17 protein-coding genes and 2 tRNA genes are annotated in these 18,677 nt (G+C 64.3%); 15 read left to right on the top strand and 4 right to left on the bottom strand.

Annotated elements, in window-relative coordinates; translation table 11 throughout:
* Nucleotides 1-327 (bottom strand): ribosome assembly RNA-binding protein YhbY, encoded by a 327-nt coding sequence (gene yhbY / locus SPH52_RS20680; protein ID WP_411796925.1) that lies wholly within the window; start codon nt 325-327, stop codon nt 1-3.
* A gap of 164 nt (nt 328-491) precedes the next feature.
* Between yhbY and rlmE the strand changes: the two genes are divergently transcribed.
* The 15 genes from rlmE (at nt 492) to pnp (ending at nt 16,026) form a co-directional block, all read left to right on the top strand.
* Nucleotides 492-1,169, top strand: coding sequence for a 23S rRNA (uridine(2552)-2'-O)-methyltransferase RlmE (rlmE, locus tag SPH52_RS20675; RefSeq protein WP_411796924.1), 678 nt, complete (start codon nt 492-494; stop codon nt 1,167-1,169).
* 202 nt (nt 1,170-1,371) lie between these two features.
* On the top strand, nt 1,372-3,381 hold the full coding sequence (ftsH, locus tag SPH52_RS20670) for an ATP-dependent zinc metalloprotease FtsH (RefSeq protein WP_411796923.1): 2,010 nt from the start codon (nt 1,372-1,374) through the stop codon (nt 3,379-3,381).
* A 154-nt stretch (nt 3,382-3,535) separates the two neighbouring features.
* Entirely contained in the window at nt 3,536-4,330 is a 795-nt protein-coding gene (gene folP / locus SPH52_RS20665) for a dihydropteroate synthase (RefSeq protein WP_411796973.1), read from the top strand.
* On the top strand, nt 4,323-5,672 hold the full coding sequence (gene glmM / locus SPH52_RS20660) for a phosphoglucosamine mutase (RefSeq protein WP_411796922.1): 1,350 nt from the start codon (nt 4,323-4,325) through the stop codon (nt 5,670-5,672). The genes folP and glmM overlap by 8 nt, the downstream gene beginning before the upstream one ends.
* 72 nt (nt 5,673-5,744) lie before the next feature.
* Complete coding sequence (gene tpiA / locus SPH52_RS20655) at nt 5,745-6,494, top strand: triose-phosphate isomerase (RefSeq protein WP_411796921.1); 750 nt, start codon at nt 5,745-5,747, stop codon at nt 6,492-6,494.
* Nucleotides 6,495-6,498: 4 nt separating this feature from the next.
* Complete coding sequence (secG, locus tag SPH52_RS20650) at nt 6,499-6,858, top strand: preprotein translocase subunit SecG (protein ID WP_411796920.1); 360 nt, start codon at nt 6,499-6,501, stop codon at nt 6,856-6,858.
* 25 nt (nt 6,859-6,883) lie between these two features.
* Nucleotides 6,884-6,970, top strand: a tRNA-Leu gene (locus SPH52_RS20645).
* A 138-nt stretch (nt 6,971-7,108) separates the two neighbouring features.
* Nucleotides 7,109-7,185 (top strand) — tRNA-Met (locus SPH52_RS20640).
* Nucleotides 7,186-7,397: 212 nt separating this feature from the next.
* Nucleotides 7,398-7,859, top strand: coding sequence for a ribosome maturation factor RimP (gene rimP, locus SPH52_RS20635; protein WP_411796919.1), 462 nt, complete (start codon nt 7,398-7,400; stop codon nt 7,857-7,859).
* Between the two features lie 56 nt (nt 7,860-7,915).
* Nucleotides 7,916-9,409, top strand: coding sequence for a transcription termination factor NusA (gene nusA / locus SPH52_RS20630; RefSeq protein ID WP_411796918.1), 1,494 nt, complete (start codon nt 7,916-7,918; stop codon nt 9,407-9,409).
* Between the two features lie 27 nt (nt 9,410-9,436).
* Nucleotides 9,437-11,965 (top strand): translation initiation factor IF-2, encoded by a 2,529-nt coding sequence (infB, locus tag SPH52_RS20625; RefSeq protein ID WP_411796917.1) that lies wholly within the window; start codon nt 9,437-9,439, stop codon nt 11,963-11,965.
* 18 nt (nt 11,966-11,983) lie between these two features.
* Complete coding sequence (gene rbfA, locus SPH52_RS20620) at nt 11,984-12,400, top strand: 30S ribosome-binding factor RbfA (RefSeq protein ID WP_411796916.1); 417 nt, start codon at nt 11,984-11,986, stop codon at nt 12,398-12,400.
* Nucleotides 12,400-13,317 (top strand): tRNA pseudouridine(55) synthase TruB, encoded by a 918-nt coding sequence (gene truB / locus SPH52_RS20615; RefSeq protein WP_411796915.1) that lies wholly within the window; start codon nt 12,400-12,402, stop codon nt 13,315-13,317. The genes rbfA and truB overlap by 1 nt, the downstream gene beginning before the upstream one ends.
* A 102-nt stretch (nt 13,318-13,419) precedes the next feature.
* Nucleotides 13,420-13,689: a 30S ribosomal protein S15 gene (gene rpsO / locus SPH52_RS20610; RefSeq protein WP_263581617.1), complete on the top strand. Its 270-nt coding sequence runs from the start codon at nt 13,420-13,422 to the stop codon at nt 13,687-13,689.
* Between the two features lie 204 nt (nt 13,690-13,893).
* Complete coding sequence (gene pnp, locus SPH52_RS20605) at nt 13,894-16,026, top strand: polyribonucleotide nucleotidyltransferase (RefSeq protein WP_411796972.1); 2,133 nt, start codon at nt 13,894-13,896, stop codon at nt 16,024-16,026.
* 88 nt (nt 16,027-16,114) lie between these two features.
* Here pnp and SPH52_RS20600 read toward each other — a convergent pair whose 3' ends face one another.
* The 3 genes from SPH52_RS20600 to panC form a co-directional block, all read right to left on the bottom strand.
* Nucleotides 16,115-17,290, bottom strand: a complete 1,176-nt coding sequence (locus SPH52_RS20600; protein WP_411796914.1) for an acetyl-CoA C-acetyltransferase — start codon at nt 17,288-17,290, stop codon at nt 16,115-16,117.
* Nucleotides 17,291-17,410: 120 nt separating this feature from the next.
* Nucleotides 17,411-17,791, bottom strand: a complete 381-nt coding sequence (gene panD / locus SPH52_RS20595; protein ID WP_411796913.1) for an aspartate 1-decarboxylase — start codon at nt 17,789-17,791, stop codon at nt 17,411-17,413.
* A gap of 36 nt (nt 17,792-17,827) precedes the next feature.
* Nucleotides 17,828-18,676 (bottom strand): pantoate--beta-alanine ligase, encoded by an 849-nt coding sequence (gene panC, locus SPH52_RS20590; protein WP_411796912.1) that lies wholly within the window; start codon nt 18,674-18,676, stop codon nt 17,828-17,830.
* Nucleotide 18,677 lies beyond the last annotated feature (1 nt).

Genomic DNA, 18,677 nt, shown 5'->3' with positions numbered 1-18,677 from the left:
TCAGTGCCGCCCGTGGTGGTTCTCGAAGCGCTTGACGTTGGACAACTTCGGGTTGGCCTGGGGGCTCTTGCGGTAGAGCAGGGCCATCTTGCCGATGGTCTGCACGCGCTCGGCGCCGCTGGCGGCCAGCAGCTCCTCGAGCATGGCGGTGCGGTCGTCGCGCTCGGCCAGGGCCAGCTTCACCTTGATCAGTTCGTGATCGGACAGCGCCCGGTCGAGTTCGGCCAACACGCCCTCGGAAACACCGTTCTCCGAGACCGTCACCACCGGGTTGAGGTGGTGGCCGATGCTGCGAAATGCTTTCTTTTGTGCCTGTGACAAGCTCATGGTATCTTGCGTCTTCCCGGTTGCGCGTAACCTGACATGGTACGGTGAATTGCGCGTCGGCGAAAGCATGGTGAGGCTTGAGTTTGGCCTCGGCCAGCTCCGCGTCATACCGAACCAGGCCGCGTGCCTGCACGCAGTTCGGCATCTTCAATCAAGGTGATCGTGTGGCTCGATCCACTTCCTCCTCCCGCGACGGTGCGTCCGACAGCTCACGTCGTCAGCGTGGCACCAGCAAGACCAGTGCCGGCTGGCTCAAGGAGCATTTCGACGACCGCTTCGTGCAGCAGAGCTGGCAGGACGGCTACCGCAGCCGCGCCAGCTACAAGCTGCTCGCCCTCGATGAGAAGGACCGTTTGTTCAAGCCGGGCATGAGCATCATCGACCTCGGCGCAGCCCCCGGGGGTTGGAGCCAGGTGGCGGCGGACAAGGTCGGGCCGGAAGGGCTGGTCATCGCCTCGGACATTCTCGAGATGGATGCCCTGGCCGGGGTCGAGTTCGTTCAGGGCGACTTCACCGAGGAGGCCGTGCTGGAGGCGATCCTCGCCATGCTGAATGGACGGCCGGTAGACCTTGTGATGTCCGACATGGCCCCCAATATGAGTGGTATGAGCGCCATCGATCAGCCCCAGGCCATGTATCTGGTGGAGCTGGCACTCGATCTGGCGCGCCAGACCCTGCGGCCCGAGGGCCGATTCCTGGCCAAGGTGTTCCAGGGCGAAGGTTTCGATGCCTACCTGAAAGAGCTGCGCGGCAGCTTTGCCAAGGTGGTGACCCGCAAGCCGGAAGCCTCCCGCGCCCGTTCGCGCGAGGTCTACCTGCTGGCGGATGGTTTCCGTGGCTGAGCCGATTCCATCGGTTCGGCGCTTCCCGACCAGCCAGGCTGGTCCTGATAGCGACAGACTAACGGCCCAATGACCGGACAGCGCGGCCCAACTGTGTCACAGTGTGATCAGGAAGGCTGGGGCTGGGCGGAACATGCCATGCCCGCTCATGGTCATAGTGCCAGGCGTACGGCCGAGAGATGCTTGCAATGAGGGTGGTCCCTTGAACGATATGGCGAAGAACCTGATCCTGTGGTTGGTCATCGCGGCGGTATTGCTGACGGTGTTCAACAATTTCACGGTCGATGGCACACCGCAGACGATGAACTACTCGCAGTTCGTCCAGCAGGTGCAGAACCAGCAGATCCGCAGCGTGACCATCGATGGCTACACCATCACCGGTGAGCGTGGCGACGGATCGCAGTTCCAGACCATCCGGCCGGCGGCGGAAGATCCCAAGTTGATGGACGACCTGCTCTCCAACAACGTCACCGTGATCGGCCGTGAGCCGCAGCAGCAGAGCCTGTGGACGCGGCTGCTCATCGCCAGCTTCCCGATCCTGCTGATTCTGGCCATCTTCATGTTCTTCATGCGCCAGATGCAGGGCGGTGCCGGCGGCAAGGGTGGGCCGATGAGCTTCGGCAAGTCCAAGGCCAAGCTGCTCTCCCAGGATCAGATCAAGACCACCTTCGCCGATGTGGCCGGCTGTGACGAGGCCAAGGAAGAGGTCGAGGAGCTGGTCGACTTCCTGCGCGACCCCTCCAAATTCCAGCGCCTGGGCGGGACTATCCCTCGCGGCGTGCTGATGGTGGGTCCGCCGGGTACCGGTAAGACGCTGCTGGCGAAGTCCATCGCCGGTGAAGCCAAGGTGCCGTTCTTCTCGATCTCCGGTTCCGACTTCGTCGAGATGTTCGTCGGTGTGGGTGCGTCCCGCGTGCGCGACATGTTCGAACAGGCCAAGAAGCAGGCGCCCTGCATCATCTTCATCGACGAGATCGATGCCGTGGGCCGTTCGCGCGGCGCCGGCATGGGCGGCGGCAACGACGAGCGCGAGCAGACGCTGAACCAGCTGCTGGTGGAGATGGACGGCTTCGAGGCCAACGAAGGCATCATCGTCATCGCCGCCACCAACCGCCCCGACGTGCTCGACCCGGCGCTGCTGCGCCCGGGCCGCTTCGACCGCCAAGTGGTGGTGCCGCTGCCCGACATCCGCGGCCGCGAGCACATCCTCAACGTGCACCTGCGCAAGGTGCCGCTGGCCGACGACGTCAAGCCTTCGCTGATCGCCCGCGGCACGCCCGGTTTCTCCGGCGCCGACCTGGCCAACCTGGTCAACGAAGGGGCGCTGTTCGCCGCGCGTCGCAACAAGCGCCTGGTGGGCATGGAGGAGCTTGAGCTGGCCAAGGACAAGATCATGATGGGCGCTGAGCGCCGCTCCATGGTCATGACCGACAAGGAGAAGCTCAACACCGCCTATCACGAGTCGGGCCACGCCATCATCGGCCTGGTGATGCCTGAACACGACCCGGTTTACAAGGTCACCATCATCCCGCGTGGCCGCGCCCTGGGCGTGACCATGTTCCTGCCCGAGGCCGATCGCTACAGCCTGTCGCGTCAGCAGATCCTCAGCCAGATCTGCTCGCTGTTCGGCGGTCGCATCGCCGAGGAGATGACTCTGGGGCCGAACGGCGTCACCACCGGGGCCTCCAACGACATCAAGCGCGCCACCGAGCTGGCCCACAACATGGTGGCGAAATGGGGCCTCTCCGAGGAGATGGGACCGATCATGTACGACGAGGACGAGTCGCACCAGTTCCTCGGCGGCCCGGGCCAGGGTGGCGGCAAGCTGAAGTCCGGCGAGACCATCTCGCGGCTCGACAAGGAAGTGCGCAAGGTCATCGACGAGTGCTATGCCAAGGCCAAGCAGATCCTTGAGGAGAATCGCGACAAGCTCGACGCCATGGCCGAAGCGCTGATGCAGTACGAGACCATCGACGCCGACCAGCTCAAGGACATCATGGAGGGGCGCACGCCGCGCCCGCCCAAGGATTGGGAGGACGGTGACTCCGGCAGCGGTGCTCCTGTCGTCGGCGACGCCGAGCCCACTTCTGAGGAGGAGGCCTCCCCGCAGCCGACTGACAACGGCGGCGATGACAATCACGGTGACGAGGACGAAGACGAGGAGCCTCGTCGTCGCCCCTCCGATCCGCTGGGTGGCCCAGCCGGGTCGTGACGACCATGCGAGAAGCCAGGCGCCCCTCCGGGGCGCCTTTGCCGTGGGGGCGCCCGAGCCCGTGCGCCACAGGATTCATGACATGACAGACAACCCCTCGCCGACCTGGCTGCCGTGTGGGCGGCATCGCCTCGACCTCTCCTATCCCCGTGTCATGGGAATACTCAACGTCACTCCCGACTCCTTTTCCGATGGTGGCCACCATGTCGCCATCGACGACGCGCTGCGTCACGCCGAGCGCATGCTGGCCGAGGGGGCTGCCATCATCGATGTAGGCGGCGAATCGACCCGTCCGGGGGCTCAGGCGATCACGGCGCAGCAGGAGCTGGACCGGGTGGCGCCAGTGGTCGAGCGCCTGGTGTGCGAGCTCGATGCGCTGGTGTCGGTGGATACCAGCAGCCCTGAGGTAATGCAGCAAACCGCGGCGCTGGGCGCGAGCATGATCAACGACGTGCGCGCCCTCACGCGCGAGGGTGCGCTGGAAGCGGCGCTGGGTACCGGCCTGCCGGTGTGCCTGATGCACATGCAGGGCGAGCCGCAGGACATGCAGCAGGCGCCCCGCTATGATGAGCCCATCGAGGACGCCGTGAGTGGCTTCCTGGCCGACCGGGTGGCGACCTGTGAGGCCGTGGGGCTGCGCCGTGAGCGGCTGCTGATCGACCCCGGTTTCGGCTTCGGCAAGACCGTCGAACACAACTTGCGCCTGCTCAACCGCATGGAGCGGCTGGCTGCTCTCGGCCTGCCGCTGCTGGTGGGCATGTCGCGCAAGAGCCTGATCGGCAAGGTGCTGGGCCGACCGGTAGAGGAGCGGTTGCCTGGCGGGCTGGCACTGGCGTCGCTGGCGGTAGAGCGTGGCGCCCGTATCCTGCGTGTCCATGACGTTGGCCCGGTCATGGATGCGGTGAACATGACCTGGGCCGTGCTAAGGGAAGGCTGCGAGCATGACTAGAAAATACTTCGGTACGGATGGCATTCGTGGAACGGTCGGGGAGTATCCCATCACGCCGGACTTCATGCTCAAACTGGGCTGGGCCATGGGGCGTGTGCTGGCCCGCGAGTCGGGACGGTCGCGGGTATTGATCGGCAAGGACACGCGCATTTCGGGCTACATGTTCGAATCGGCGCTCGAGGCCGGGCTCTCTGCGGCCGGCGTCGACGTGGCGCTGCTGGGTCCGATGCCCACGCCCGGTATCGCCTACCTGACGCGGACTTTCCGCGCCGACGCCGGGATTGTCATCTCGGCGTCGCACAACCCCTTTGCCGACAACGGCATCAAGTTCTTCTCCACCGAGGGCACCAAGCTCGCCGACGCGATCGAAGAGCGCATCGAGGCGATGCTCGACGAGCCGCTGACCACGGTGGCTGCGGGCAAGCTGGGCAAGGCGATGCGTATCGACGACGCTGCCGGGCGCTACATCGAGTTCTGCAAGTCGACCATCCCCAATCGCGTGAGTCTGCACGGGCTGCGCATGGTGCTCGACTGTGCCCATGGCGCTACCTACCACATCGCGCCCAGCGTGTTTCGCGAGCTGGGTGCAGAGGTCAGCCTGGTGGGGGCCACCCCCGACGGTCTCAACATCAATCGCGAGGTTGGTTCGACCTCCCCGGCCACCCTGCGCGCCGCGGTGATCCAGCAGAGTGCCGACCTAGGTATTGCCTTCGACGGTGACGGCGACCGGGTGTTGATGGTCGACGCCGACGGCCGCGAGATCGATGGCGACGACATTCTCTACCTGATCGCCCGGGACCGTCATGAGCGCGGCCAACTGGTAGGTGGCGTGGTTGGTACTCTGATGACCAACTTCGGCTTGGCCATGGCGCTCGAGCGCATGGGCATTCCCTTCGAGCGCGCCAAGGTGGGCGATCGCTATGTGGTGGAACGACTGGTGGCCAATGGCTGGCAGCTCGGCGGCGAGTCCTCCGGCCATATCGTCTGCGCCGACGTGCAGAGTACCGGTGATGGCATCGTTTCGGCGTTGCAGGTGCTGGCGATCATGATCAGCGAGGGCAAGCCGCTGCAGTCGCTGCTCGCCGATCTGGAGAAGGTGCCCCAGGTGCTGGTCAACGTACGCCTGACGCCGGGCAGCGACGCCAAGGCATTGATGGCGAGTCCTGCGGTCAAGGACGCCATAGCCGAGGTGGAGGCGGAGCTGGGCGACGAGGGGCGTGTACTGCTGCGCCCGTCCGGCACCGAGCCGTTGATCCGGGTGATGGTCGAGGGGCGGGCGCACCTCGACGTCGAGGGCTTGGCGAACCGCCTGGCCGCCCAGGTCGAGGGGCAGTTGGGTTGACATCCGCCCCAACGGTTGTCTTGACTCGGCGCCTCCTATACCATTTCGCTCCACTTTGAAAGAGGACGCAGCATGCGAACGCCGCTGATCGCCGGGAACTGGAAGATGAACGGTTCGGCTGCGCTGGTCGAAGAGTTCGGTCGTGTCTTTACCGACGCTCGGCTCCCGGCATCGCTCGACGTGGTCATTCTGCCGCCTTTTCCTTACTTGGACGCCGCGCGCCACGCCTTCGCCGATACCGTGCTGCGGTTGGGTGCCCAGACGCTGAATCCGCTCCACTCCGGTGCCCGCACCGGTGAGGTGAGCGGGAATATGCTCAAGGAGTTCGGCGTTGCCTATGCGCTGGTGGGGCACTCCGAGCGTCGGCAGCTCTACCGCGAAGACGACGAGGCCGTGCATGATCGGTTGCTGGCGGCGCTGAGCGCCGATATCACGCCGATCCTGTGCGTGGGCGAAACCCTCGAGGAGCGCGACGCGGGCAAGACCATGGAGGTGGTGCTGCGTCAGGTGGGCTACGTGATGGCCCGCCTGGAGCCCGACCAGCGTGCGCGGGTCATCATCGCCTACGAGCCGGTCTGGGCCATCGGTACTGGGCGCACCGCTACGCCCAGGCAGGCACAAGAGGTCATGGCCGGTATCCGGGAGTACCAGGCCGGCTTCGACCGAGAACTCGCGGCAGGCCTGCGCCTGCTGTACGGCGGCAGCATGAACGCAGGCAATGCGGCTGAGCTGTTGGCCCAGCCCGACATCGACGGCGGCCTGGTGGGCGGTGCTTCGCTCAAGGTCGACGATTTCCTAGCCATTTGTCAGTCAGCAGGTTGAACTCATGCAAGTTGCCATTCTCATGATCCACGTGGCGATCGCCATCGCCCTGGTCGTACTCATCCTGCTCCAGCAGGGCAAGGGTGCCGAAGCCGGTGCCGCCTTCGGTGGCGGTGCCTCGCAGACCGTATTCGGTTCGCGCGGCACCGGCGGCTTCCTCTCACGGACTACGGCGATACTGGCGGCAGCCTTCTTTGCTACCTCGCTGACCCTGGCTTACTTTGCCACTCAGGCGGGGCAGGCACCGGAAGCGGGTATCCCCGATGCGCGCCTGATCGAACAGCAGCGCGGGCTGCCGACGCTTGACGATGAGGCCCGTGATGTGGATAATACCGCGCCAGTGCTGGAGGAAAGCGACGACTGAGGTCGCGGCTCCGGCAATCAAGCAAGCCGAAGTGGTGGAATTGGTAGACACGCTATCTTGAGGGGGTAGTGACCGTAAGGTCGTGCGGGTTCAAGTCCCGCCTTCGGCACCATCTGAAGTGCTGCGGTCTGAAGCGAGATCGCGAGTCGTCAGAAGCAGGATTGGCACCAGGAAGATTGCGGGCGGCTGCTTGGCTCATGTTACCTTGACTCAAGCCCGTATCACGCCTACAATCGCCGACCTGGAATGTTGCGGGGTGGAGCAGTCTGGTAGCTCGTCGGGCTCATAACCCGAAGGTCATCGGTTCAAATCCGGTCCCCGCTACCATCTTCCGGCAGGCGTCCGAATGGGATGCAAGATGCCGAAAGTGGTACTACAGGTTTCTTGTGAAAGGCCCCTTCCTGCGAAGGGGCTTTTTGTTAGCAGCTTACTGTCGGCATGGGTCGACAGTGCTTATCCGGGCAACGCCAATCAGCCACCTAGCTTTCCTGTTCACTCCCGGCCAGGTGCCTGATGCAACGGCTGTAGGAGCTTTCTCTGTGGCACTCAAGGACGCTGCGCTGTATGCGCTGATCGAACCGGTGGTCACCGCCATGGGATTCGAGCTCTGGGGCATCGATTATCGCTCTCAGGGCAAGCATTCCCAATTGGTGATCTACATTGATCATGCCGACGGTGTGAGCGTGGACCACTGCGCCGACGTTAGTCGCCAGGTCAGTGCCGTGCTCGATGTGGAGGATCCCATTCCGGGTGAATATCGCCTGGAGGTATCGTCGCCGGGCATGGACCGTCCGCTCTTCACCCTCGACCAGTTCGCGCGCTTCGCCGGACACGTGGTGGCGCTGAAGCTGCGCATACCGTTCGATGGCCGGCGCAAGTTCCAGGGACTGCTGGCCGGCATCGAGGAGGACGAGGTGCTGCTGCAGCTGGATGGTGAAGAGTACTGCTTTCCGATCGAAAGCATCGATCAGGCACGGGTAGTTCCCCGGTTCGAAGACTGAGGTCGCCGGCCAAGGTTGCTGGTGCACAAGAACAGGTTTTCTGGCGAGGCATAGGCATGAGTAAAGAAATTCTGACGGTCGTGGATGCGATCTCCAACGAGAAGGGCGTTCCCCGCCAAGTCATCTTCGAAGCCGTCGAGGCGGCGCTGGCCAGCGCCTCACGCAAGCGTTTCGAAGGTCGCGAGGTCAGCGTACGCGTGCACATCGATCGCCAAACGGGCGAATACGAGACCTTCCGCCGCTGGGAAGTGGTGGAAGACGACGAGTTCGAGAACCCGGACGCCGAAATCAAGCAGTCCTTCGCCGAGCGCCGCGACCCGCCGCTCACGCTGGGCGACGTGGTCGAGGAGCAGATCGAGAACGCCGCTTTCGGCCGTATCGCTGCCCAGACCGCCAAGCAGGTCATCGTGCAGAAAGTGCGCGAGGCCGAGCGTGCCGAGGTGGTGCGTCAGTACGCCGAACGCGAAGGTGAGCTGGTGGCCGGCATCGTCAAGAAGACCACCCGCGACGGCCTGATCATCGACCTGGGTGACAACGCCGAGGCGTTCCTGCCGCGCAGCGAGATGATCCCTGGCGAGCGCTACCGCATGAACGACCGCGTGCGTGCGCTGTTGACCAAGGTCGACGCCGACGCGCGCGGCGCTCAGCTGATTCTTTCGCGTACCTGCCCCGAGCTGATCATCGAGCTGTTCAAGATCGAGGTGCCGGAAATTGCCGAGCAGCTCATCGAGATCAAGGGTGCAGCTCGCGATCCCGGCTCGCGGGCCAAGATTGCGGTCAAGACCAACGACCGCCGCATCGATCCGGTTGGCGCCTGCGTCGGTATGCGCGGTTCCCGTGTCCAGGCGGTGTCCAGTGAGCTGCAGAACGAACGGGTCGACATCATCCTGTGGGATGACAACCCGGCTCAACTGGTCATCAATGCCATGGCGCCTGCGGATGTCGGCTCGATCCTGGTCGATGAGGACGCCCACGCCATGGACGTGGCGGTGGCCGAGGACAACCTCGCTCAGGCCATCGGCCGCAGCGGACAGAACGTGCGTCTGGCCTCCGAACTCACCGGCTGGCGAATCAACGTCATGACCGAGGGGGAGGCGGAAGACAAGCGCGAGCAGGAGATCGACAGCCTGGTCGAGCACTTCATCCAGCATCTGGAGATCGAGGATGACCTCGCCCGGTTGCTGGTGGAAGAGGGCTTCACCACGCTGGAGGAGATTGCTTACGTGCCCCTCGAGGAGATTCTCGAGATCGAGGAGCTTGACGAAGAGTTGGTAGAAGAACTGCGTGCGCGTGCCAAGGATGAGCTGCTGACACTCGCCATTGCCTCCGAGGAGGAGTTGGACGGCGCACAGCCGGCCGACGACCTGCTGGAGATGGATGGCATGGAGCGTCACCTGGCCTTCATCCTGGCGAGCCGGGGCATCGTCACCATGGAGGACCTCGCCGAGCAGTCCGTCGACGATCTGATGGACATCGAGGGCATGGACGAGGAGCGCGCTGCAGCACTGATCATGACTGCCCGTGCGCCCTGGTTCGAGAACGAACAGTAAACGGGTCACGGGCTGAGGAGGGTCGAGATGTCGGAAATGACCGTTAAGGATTTTGCAGCGAAGGTGGGGCGCGATGTGCCTCGCCTGCTGGAACAGATGAAAGAAGCCGGGCTCGAGCACAAGTCGGAGAGCGACGCCGTGTCCGAGGAGGACAAGCGCAAGCTGCTCGACTACCTGACCAAGAGCCATGGTGGCGGCGGTGCTGGCGCGCGCAATCGCATCACATTGACACGCAAGACCAAGAGCCGGATCAAGACCGGCGAGCGCGGCAAGACCATCGAAGTGCAGGTGCGCAAGAAGCGTACCTACGTCAAGCGCGCCGAGGAGGAAGAGGCGCCTTCACCCGAGCTGGTGGAGGAGGCCGGGCCACGTCAGCTAGTGGGCGATATGGCCGATTCTCAGGCCAGGCGTGAGGCTCAAGAGGCTCTGGAGATCGAGCAGGCCAAGACGCGTGCCGCCGAGCAGGCCGCTCGTGAGGAAGCGGACAAGGCCGAGGCATCCAAGCCTGTGGCCGAGGCCGAGATCCCGGTGCCCACTTTGGAGAGCGCTGCGGAGCCGGCCGGCGAGCCCGAGCCGCCCGCCCCGCCCAAGGAGGGTCGCACCGACCGCCGTACCGCGCCGCCCAAGAAGGCTTCGGCCAAGAAAGGGCGTCACGATCGTGACGACGACGATCGCGGTGACCGCGAGGAGCGTCGCCGTGGCGGTGGCAAGAAGGTCAAGCGTGCCGAGCGCCGCGGTGGCCGTCGTGGTTCCAGCCAGAGCGGTGGCGGCAAGCATGGCTTCCAGAAGCCAACGCAGCCTATCGTGCGCGAAGTCTCGATTCCCGAATCGATCAGCATTGCCGAGCTTGCCGACAAGATGTCGATCAAGGCGAACGAGGTCATCAAGACCATGTTCACCATGGGCGCTGCGGTGACCATCAATCAGACCATCGATCAGGATACCGCGGCCATCGTGGTCGAGGAGATGGGCCACAAGCCCAAGCTGATCAAGGACGACGCCCTCGAGACCGAAATGCTCGAAGGCATCTCCTACGAGGGCGAGGAGATCACCCGCTCACCGGTGGTTACGGTGATGGGCCACGTCGACCACGGCAAGACCTCGCTGCTCGATTACATCCGTAAGGCCAAGGTGGCCACCGGTGAAGCCGGCGGCATCACTCAGCACATTGGCGCCTATCACGTCGAAGACGAGCACGGCGGCGTGACCTTCCTCGACACCCCGGGCCACGCGGCGTTCACCGCCATGCGTGCACGCGGTGCCAAGGCCACCGACGTGGTCATCCTGGTGGTGGCGGCTGACGATGGCGTCATGCCTCAGACCATCGAGGCGGTCGAACACTCCAAGGCGGCCGACGTGCCCATGGTGGTGGCGGTCAACAAGATCGACAAGCCTGAGGCCGACCCGGACCGGGTCAAGAACGAACTGTCCCAGTACGGCGTCATCTCCGAGGAGTGGGGCGGCGATACTCAGTTCGTGCACGTCTCGGCCAAGAGCGGTGAAGGTATCGAGGACCTGCTGGAAGCGATCCAGCTCGTCTCCGAGGTACTCGAGCTCAAGGCGGTGCCGGAAGCTCCCGGCAAGGGCGTGGTGGTCGAGTCGCGTCTCGACAAGGGCCGTGGCCCGGTGGCCACCGTGCTGGTGCAGAACGGTACCCTGAAGCGGGGCGACATCGTGCTGGCCGGCCTGCACTACGGTCGTGTGCGTGCACTGACCAACGAACTGGGTCAACAGGTCGATGAGGCGGGCCCCGCCATGCCGGTGGAGATCCAGGGCCTCGACGGTACCCCGGATGCCGGTGACGACTTCATGGTTGTGGCCGACGAGAAGAAGGCCCGCGAGGTCGCCAACTTCCGTCAGGGCAAGTATCGCGAAGTACGCCTGGCGCGCCAGCAGAAGGCCAAGCTGGAGAACATGTTCAGCCAGATGGGCCAGGACGAGGTGGCCAAGGTCAACATCGTGCTCAAGGCCGACGTGCAGGGCTCGCTGGAAGCGATCAAGGGCGCCCTGGAAGAGCTCTCCACCGACGAAGTTCAGGTGGCCGTGGTCTCCTCCGGCGTGGGTGGTATCACCGGTACCGACGCCAACCTGGCGCTGGCCTCCGAGGCCATCGTGGTCGGCTTCAATGTACGTGCCGACGCCGCTGCCCGCGAGATCATCGAGCGCGAGGGGCTGGATCTGCGCTACTACAGCGTCATCTACCAGTTGATCGATGAGGTCAAGCAGGCCATGAGCGGCATGCTGGCACCGGAGTGGAAGGAAGAGATCGTCGGCGTGGCCGAGGTTCGCGACGTCTTCCGCGCGCCGAAGATCGGCGCCGTGGCCGGCTGCATGGTGATCGAGGGCAGCGTGCATCGCAACAAGAAGATCCGCGTGCTGCGCGACAACGTGGTCATCTACGAGGGCGAGCTCGAGTCGCTGCGTCGCTTCAAGGACGACGTCAACGAAGTGCGTAACGGCATGGAGTGTGGCATCGGCGTGAAGAACTACAACGACGTCCAGGTCGGCGACAAGATCGAGGTCTTCGACCAGGTCAAGGTCGAGCGGACGCTGTAATCGCAGCGGGAGTTGAGCATGCGCGAGTTCAAGCGTACCGACCGGGTCGGCGATCAGATGCAGAAGGAGCTGGCCGTACTGATCCAGCGCGAGGTCAAGGATCCGCGCCTGGGCATGGTCACCGTCAGCGGGGTCACGGTCAGCCGTGACCTCGGCTATGCCGACGTCTACGTGACCCTACTGGGTGAGGACAGTCCCGAGCGCATCAAGGAAAACCTCAAGGTCCTCAAGCAGGCGGCAGGCTTCCTGCGCAGCCAGATCGCCCGTCGCATCAAGCTGCGCCACGTGCCGGAGCTGCGCTTCCACTACGACGAGAGCGTGGTGCGCGGCCAGCGGCTCTCTTCGCTGATCGACGAGGCGGTCGAAAGCGACCGTGCCCGTCATCCCGGCGAGCAAGATGAGTCCGGTGGCGGCGACGAGGGAGAGCGCGGCTGATGGCGCGTCGCCGTCGCGGCCTGCCGGTCAATGGCGTGCTGCTGCTCGACAAGCCCAGGGGCGCGTCGAGCAATCATGCCCTGCAGCAGGCACGGCGCCTGTTGCAGGCGCAGAAGGCGGGCCACACCGGTACGCTGGACCCCATGGCAACCGGGCTGTTGCCGGTGTGCCTGGGGGAGGCGACCAAGTTCTCGGCTCACCTGCTCGAGGCCGACAAGGTCTACCGCACCCGAGTGCAGCTCGGGGCGGTGACCGATACCGGTGATGCCGAGGGCGAGGTGGTCGAGCGCTACGAGGTGCCGCCACTCACGGCCGAGGACGTCGAACGGGTGCTCGAGCGTTTTCGCGGTGAGATCGAGCAAGTACCGCCGATGTACTCGGCGCTCAAGCATCAGGGTCGCAAGCTCTACGAGCTGGCCCGCGAGGGCAAGAGCGTCGAGCGTGCAGTACGGCGTGTGACGGTGTATGATGCCCGCCTTCTTGCCTTCGAGAACGATGCCTTCGAACTCGAGGTACGGGTCAGCAAGGGTACCTACATCCGTACCCTGGCCGAGGATATCGGTCGAGCCCTTGGCTGTGGGGCACATATCACCGCCCTGCGCCGGCTCGCCACCGGCCCCTTCGGCAGCGAGGGGATGCTGCCCCTGGAGGCGCTGGAAGCGCTGGCGGGACAGGATGAGCGTGAGGCGGCGCTGCTGCCGGTCGACGTGCTGGTGGCGCACCTGCCGCGGCTCGATGTAAATGAAGCGGCAAGACAGCGGCTCATGCACGGCCAGGCGGCCGACGTCGAGCCTACCGCCATCGCCCCTGGGGCGACGGCGAGACTCTACAGCGGCGAGGTCTTCATCGGTCTCGGCGTGGTGAAGGGGGCACAGGAAGTGGCTCCCAAGCGGCTGCTCAGTACGGCAGTCGACTGAGACGCGGCCTGCCCGCGTTTCACAAGGAGAAAGGCCCGAGACTGCAAATATGCGTGGTCTCACACATTCACGTTTCAGGCATATTGCTTACTGGAGAAACAGATGGCACTTACCGCTGAACAGAAGGCCGAAATCGTCAAGGAATACGGCCGTGGCGACAACGACACCGGTTCCCCCGAGGTTCAGGTGGCCCTGCTGAGCGCCAACATCGACGGCCTGCAGGATCACTTCAAGACCAACAAGCAGGATCACCACTCCCGTCGTGGCCTGATCCGCATGGTCAACCAGCGCCGCAAGCTGCTGGACTACCTGAAGCGCAAGGACCTCTCGCGCTATCAGGCACTTATCCAGCGCCTCGGCCTGCGTCGCTAAAGTAAAGGGGGGCGCGTAACGCGGATCCCTCCTTTCCTTGTTCTCGACGTGTGAACGGGCAGTCCCCTCAGGGGGCTGCCCGTTTTGCGTTTCCAGGGGCGAAAACGGTGGTATAGGTGGCTCTCGTGCGCGTCAACACCTAAAATGGTCGCCGAGTCAAAAAACGACCCATACATGAGTAGAGACAAGTTGAAGGAAGTCGCCGTGAATCCGGTCAAGAAAACGTTTCAGTACGGTCGCAGCACCGTCACCCTGGAAACCGGGCGCATCGCTCGCCAGGCCACTGGTGCCGTTCTGGTCACCATGGATGAAACCGTGGTGCTGTGCACCGTGGTCGCTCGCAAGGACACCAAGCCCGGGCAGGATTTCTTCCCGCTGTCGGTCCACTATCAGGAGAAGACATACGCTGTGGGCAAGATCCCCGGTGGCTTCTTCAAGCGCGAGGGGCGTCCCACCGAGAAGGAGACCCTCACTTCGCGCCTGATCGACCGCCCGATCCGGCCGCTGTTCCCCAAGGGCTTCATGAACGAGGTCCAGGTCATCTGTACGGTGCTCTCCACCGATCGCAATCATGACCCGGACATTGCGGCCATGCTCGGCACCTCCGCGGCACTGTCGATCTCCGGCGTGCCGTTCAAGGGCCCCATTGCTGCAGCACGCGTCGGCTTCAACGAGGACAAGGGGTATTTCCTCAACCCCACCGTGGAAGAGCTCACCGGCTCCGAGCTGGACATGGTCGTTGCCGGTACCGAGAAGGCCGTGCTGATGGTCGAGTCCGAGGCGGATGAGCTGCTCGAGGACGAAATGCTGGGTGCCGTGCTCTTCGGTCACCAGGAGATGCAGATCGCCATCCGCGCGATCAACGAACTCGTCGCCGAAGCCGGCAAGCCCAAGTGGGACTGGCAGCCGCCCGCCGAGAATACCGCGCTCAAGCAGGCCGTCGCTGCGGCCTTCGAGGCCAAGGTCGGCGAAGCCTACCGCGTCACCGACAAGATGGCCCGCCAGGACGCGCTGGCTGCACTCAAGGAGCAGGCGGTAGAGCAGCTGGCCGGTGAGGAAGAGGGGCAGTTCGACGCCGACGAGGTCAAGGGCGCCTTCGCCGGCCTCGAGAAGCGTGTGGTGCGCTCACGCGTGATCAAGGGCGAGCCGCGTATCGACGGTCGCGACCAGAAGACCGTGCGGCCGCTGGCCATCGAGGTGGGCAGCCTGCCCAAGACTCACGGCTCGGCGATCTTCACCCGCGGCGAGACCCAGGCGATCGTCATCGCTACCCTGGGCACCCTGCGTGACGCCCAGCTGATCGAGTCGCTGGAAGGCGAGCGCAAGGATCGTTTCCTGCTGCATTACAATTTCCCTCCCTACAGCGTGGGCGAGGCAGGCTTCATGGGCGGCCCCAAGCGTCGCGAGATCGGCCATGGCCGTCTGGCACGCCGTGGCGTACAGGCCATGCTGCCCGACGAGGCGGATTTCCCCTACACCATCCGCGTGGTATCGGAAATCACCGAGTCCAACGGCTCCAGCTCCATGGCCTCGGTGTGCGGTGCGTCACTGGCGTTGATGGATGCCGGCGTGCCGATGAAGGCACCGGTGGCGGGCATCGCCATGGGCCTGGTGAAGGACGACGACGGCTTTGCCGTACTCACCGACATTCTCGGTGACGAGGACCATCTGGGCGACATGGACTTCAAGGTGGCTGGTTCGGCTGCAGGTGTCACCGCCCTGCAGATGGACATCAAGATCGAGGGTATCAACGAGGAGATCATGGAGGTCGCCCTGCAGCAGGCCCACGAGGCCCGCCTGCACATCCTCGAGCAGATGAACGAGGTGATCGGGCAGAGTCGTTCCGAGGTTTCCGAGAACGCGCCTTCCATGGCCACCATCAAGATCGACCCGGAGAAGATCCGCGACGTCATCGGCAAGGGCGGTGCCACCATCCGCAAGATCTGCGAGGATACCGGAGCCTCCATCGACCTGGACGACGACGGCACCGTGCGCATCTACGCCGAGGACAAGGCGGCGGCCAAGAAGGCCATCGATATCGTGCTGTCGATCACCGCCGAGGCCGAGATCGGCAAGCTCTATCGCGGCAAGGTGGTGCGCATCGCCGACTTTGGTGCCTTCATCAACATCATGCCGGGTACCGACGGTCTGGTGCACATCTCGCAGATCGTGCCCGAGCGGGTCAACGACGTGCGCGATTTCCTCAACGAGGGTGACGAGGTGGTGGTCAAGGTACTCGACATCGACAACCGCAACCGCGTGAAGCTCACCATCAAGGAGATCACGCCGGAAGAGAAGGCCGCTTTCGAAGCCGAGCAGACCGAGACCGCGCTGTAAGCGTCACTCGAAGCAGAAAAGCGAACCGCCCCCATGGCCTGGCCATGGGGGCGGTTTTTTTGATTGCTTCCACGCTAGCGAAGCGGTTTTACCTCTCGATTGCCAGGGCGACGCCCTGCCCACCACCGATACACAGCGTGGCCAGGCCCTTCTTGGCATCGCGGGCAATCATCTCGTGGAGCAAGCTGATCAGCACACGACAGCCGGAAGCGCCGATGGGGTGGCCCAGTGCAATGGCGCCGCCGTTGACGTTGACCTTGGAGGTATCCCAGCCGAGCTCCTTGTTGACCGAGAGAGCCTGGGCAGCAAACGCTTCGTTGGCCTCGACCAGATCGAGATCGTCCAGGTTCCAGCCGGCCTTCTTCAGGCAAAGGCGGGTGGCTGGTGCCGGGCCGATACCCATGATGGCGGGATCGACGCCGGCATTGCTGTAGGCGGCAATGCGTGCCAGAGGCTCGAGGCCGAGCTCCTTGGCTTTCTCGGCGGAGCAGATCATCACCGCGGCGGCGCCGTCATTGAGGGAAGAGGCGTTACCGGCAGTGACGGTACCGTCCTTCTTGAAGGCGGGCTTCATGGTGCTGAGCTTGTCGGCGCTGACTTCGCGGGGATTCTCGTCGGTATCGAAGACAACCGGGTCGCCCTTGCGTTGAGGGATTTCCACCGGGACGATCTGGCTCTTGAAGCGGCCTTCCTTGATGGCGGCGGCGGCCTTCTGCTGTGAAGCGGCGGCGAACTCGTCCATGGCCTCGCGAGTGATACCGTACTTCTCGGCAAGGTTCTCGGCGGTAATGCCCATGTGGATATTATTGAAGGCGTCCCACAGGCCGTCATGCACCATGGTGTCGATGGCCTTCCAGTCGCCCATACGCTGTCCGTTACGCGAGTTGGGCAGCACATGGGGCGAAGCCGACATATTCTCCTGACCGCCGGCGATGATTAGTTCGGCATCGCCGCAACGGATGGCCTGGGTGGCCAGGTGGATGGCCTTGAGACCGGATCCACACACCTTGTTGATGGTCATGGCGGGTACGGTATGCGGCAGGCCGGCCTTGATGGCGGCCTGGCGCGCCGGGTTCTGGCCTACGCCAGCAGTCAGTACCTGGCCGAGGAGCACCTCGTCGATCTGGTCGGGAGCCACACCGGTGGAAGCCAGGATGTCCTTGATCACCAGCGCACCAAGGTCGCTGGCGGGAATGCCGGCAAGCGACCCCCCGAAGGCGCCGATGGCGGTACGGCGAGCAGCAACGATCACCACATCTTGCATTGGAATTCTCCTGAGTCGTTCGCGGACGCTGAGAGGTCAGCATAGGCGACTATTGTGCGTCGCGGCAATGTCTCATGGGGAGATGGCCCCAGGCGTGTCGTCAACCTGCCGCCTAGGTCGTCAGGCGAACTGGACGGGAATGGCGTTGCTGGTGTGGCTGACGACGTTGCCTTCCTGTAAGTAGACGAGGCTCGGCTGGTGGTTTTCCAGCTCGGCCTCGCTGTAGTGAGCATAGCTGCAAATGATCACGCGGTCGCCGGGGCCGGCCAGGTGAGCGGCAGCGCCGTTGATCGAGATGACCTGCGAGCCCTCCTCGGCGCGAATGGCGTAGGTGGTGAAACGCTGGCCGTTCTCGACGTTGTAGATCTGGATCTGCTCGTTTTCGCGGATGCCGGACATGTCCAGCAGCTCGCCGTCTATGGCGCAGGAGCCTTCATAATTGAGGACGGCGTGGGTAACGCGGGCCATGTGCAGCTTGGCCTTGAGCATGACGGTGAACATGCGGGCTTTTTCCTCCGGGTGCGTACTAGCGCCGCCTCAGCGCGGCAGGGTCAGGGTCAGGTTGTCGATCAGGCGGGTCGTGCCCAAGCGGGCGGCGGTGAGTAGCACGGCCTCGCGGGTAGTGGCGGTTATCGGCCCCAGGTCAGCGGCGCGCAGCTCCAGATAGTCGGGCTCGAAGCCGGTCTCGCGCAGTCGGGCCAGGCCGGTTGCCAGAGTGACCTCGACGGACTCGCCGGCCTCAAGCGCATCGCGCAGCATGGCAAGGGTATGCTGCAGCGCGGGCGCCGTGGTGCGCTCGGCGGCATCGAGATAGCCGTTGCGCGACGAGAGCGCCAGGCCATCCTCGGCGCGTACGATGGGAACGCCGACGATCTCGATGGGGAAATGCAGATCTTCAACCAGCTTGCGGACCACTGCCAGCTGCTGGTAGTCCTTCTCGCCGAAGCAGGCTACGTCGGGCTGCACCAGGTTGAACAGGATGCTGACCACGGTGGAGACGCCGTCGAAATGCCCGGGTCGTGAGCCGCCGCACAGCCCCTCGCTGACGGCCGGGACGCAGACCTGCGTCTGAGCGTCCAGGCCGCGCGGGTAGAGGGTCGCGACGGTAGGCGTGAACAGCAGGTCGCAGCCGGCGGCCTCGAGCTTTGCCTGGTCATCGGCCAGGGTCCGCGGATAGGCATCGAGGTCCTCATGGGGGCCGAATTGCAGCGGGTTGACGAAAACGGTGGCTACCACCACGTCGGCATGCCGTCGAGCGGTTTCGACCAGGGCGAGGTGTCCGGCGTGCAGGTTGCCCATGGTCGGCACCAGTCCGATGCGTTGTCCACGACGGCGATATTCGCCGAGGGTTTCACGCAGCGCAGGAATGTCTTGCAGGGTACGCATC

Source organism: Halomonas sp. A29 (assembly GCF_046723295.1).
Classification (GTDB): Bacteria; Pseudomonadota; Gammaproteobacteria; order Pseudomonadales; family Halomonadaceae; genus Halomonas.
The sequence above is the reverse complement of the archived record's forward strand: the minus strand, read 5'-3'. Positions and strand labels throughout refer to the sequence as shown.

What these genes read in the sequence shown, in the direction of transcription:
- glmM (WP_411796922.1), top strand. Translation starts at nt 4,323, where the DNA reads ATGACTAGAAAATACTTCGGTACGGATGGCATTCGTGGAACGGTCGGG.
- rpsO (WP_263581617.1), top strand. Translation starts at nt 13,420, where the DNA reads ATGGCACTTACCGCTGAACAGAAGGCCGAAATCGTCAAGGAATACGGC.
- secG (WP_411796920.1), top strand. Translation starts at nt 6,499, where the DNA reads ATGCAAGTTGCCATTCTCATGATCCACGTGGCGATCGCCATCGCCCTG.
- panC (WP_411796912.1), bottom strand. Translation starts at nt 18,676, where the DNA reads ATGCGTACCCTGCAAGACATTCCTGCGCTGCGTGAAACCCTCGGCGAA.
- folP (WP_411796973.1), top strand. Translation starts at nt 3,536, where the DNA reads ATGGGAATACTCAACGTCACTCCCGACTCCTTTTCCGATGGTGGCCAC.
- infB (WP_411796917.1), top strand. Translation starts at nt 9,437, where the DNA reads ATGTCGGAAATGACCGTTAAGGATTTTGCAGCGAAGGTGGGGCGCGAT.
- yhbY (WP_411796925.1), bottom strand. Translation starts at nt 327, where the DNA reads ATGAGCTTGTCACAGGCACAAAAGAAAGCATTTCGCAGCATCGGCCAC.
- truB (WP_411796915.1), top strand. Translation starts at nt 12,400, where the DNA reads ATGGCGCGTCGCCGTCGCGGCCTGCCGGTCAATGGCGTGCTGCTGCTC.
- tpiA (WP_411796921.1), top strand. Translation starts at nt 5,745, where the DNA reads ATGCGAACGCCGCTGATCGCCGGGAACTGGAAGATGAACGGTTCGGCT.
- rbfA (WP_411796916.1), top strand. Translation starts at nt 11,984, where the DNA reads ATGCGCGAGTTCAAGCGTACCGACCGGGTCGGCGATCAGATGCAGAAG.
- SPH52_RS20600 (WP_411796914.1), bottom strand. Translation starts at nt 17,290, where the DNA reads ATGCAAGATGTGGTGATCGTTGCTGCTCGCCGTACCGCCATCGGCGCC.
- nusA (WP_411796918.1), top strand. Translation starts at nt 7,916, where the DNA reads ATGAGTAAAGAAATTCTGACGGTCGTGGATGCGATCTCCAACGAGAAG.
- panD (WP_411796913.1), bottom strand. Translation starts at nt 17,791, where the DNA reads ATGTTCACCGTCATGCTCAAGGCCAAGCTGCACATGGCCCGCGTTACC.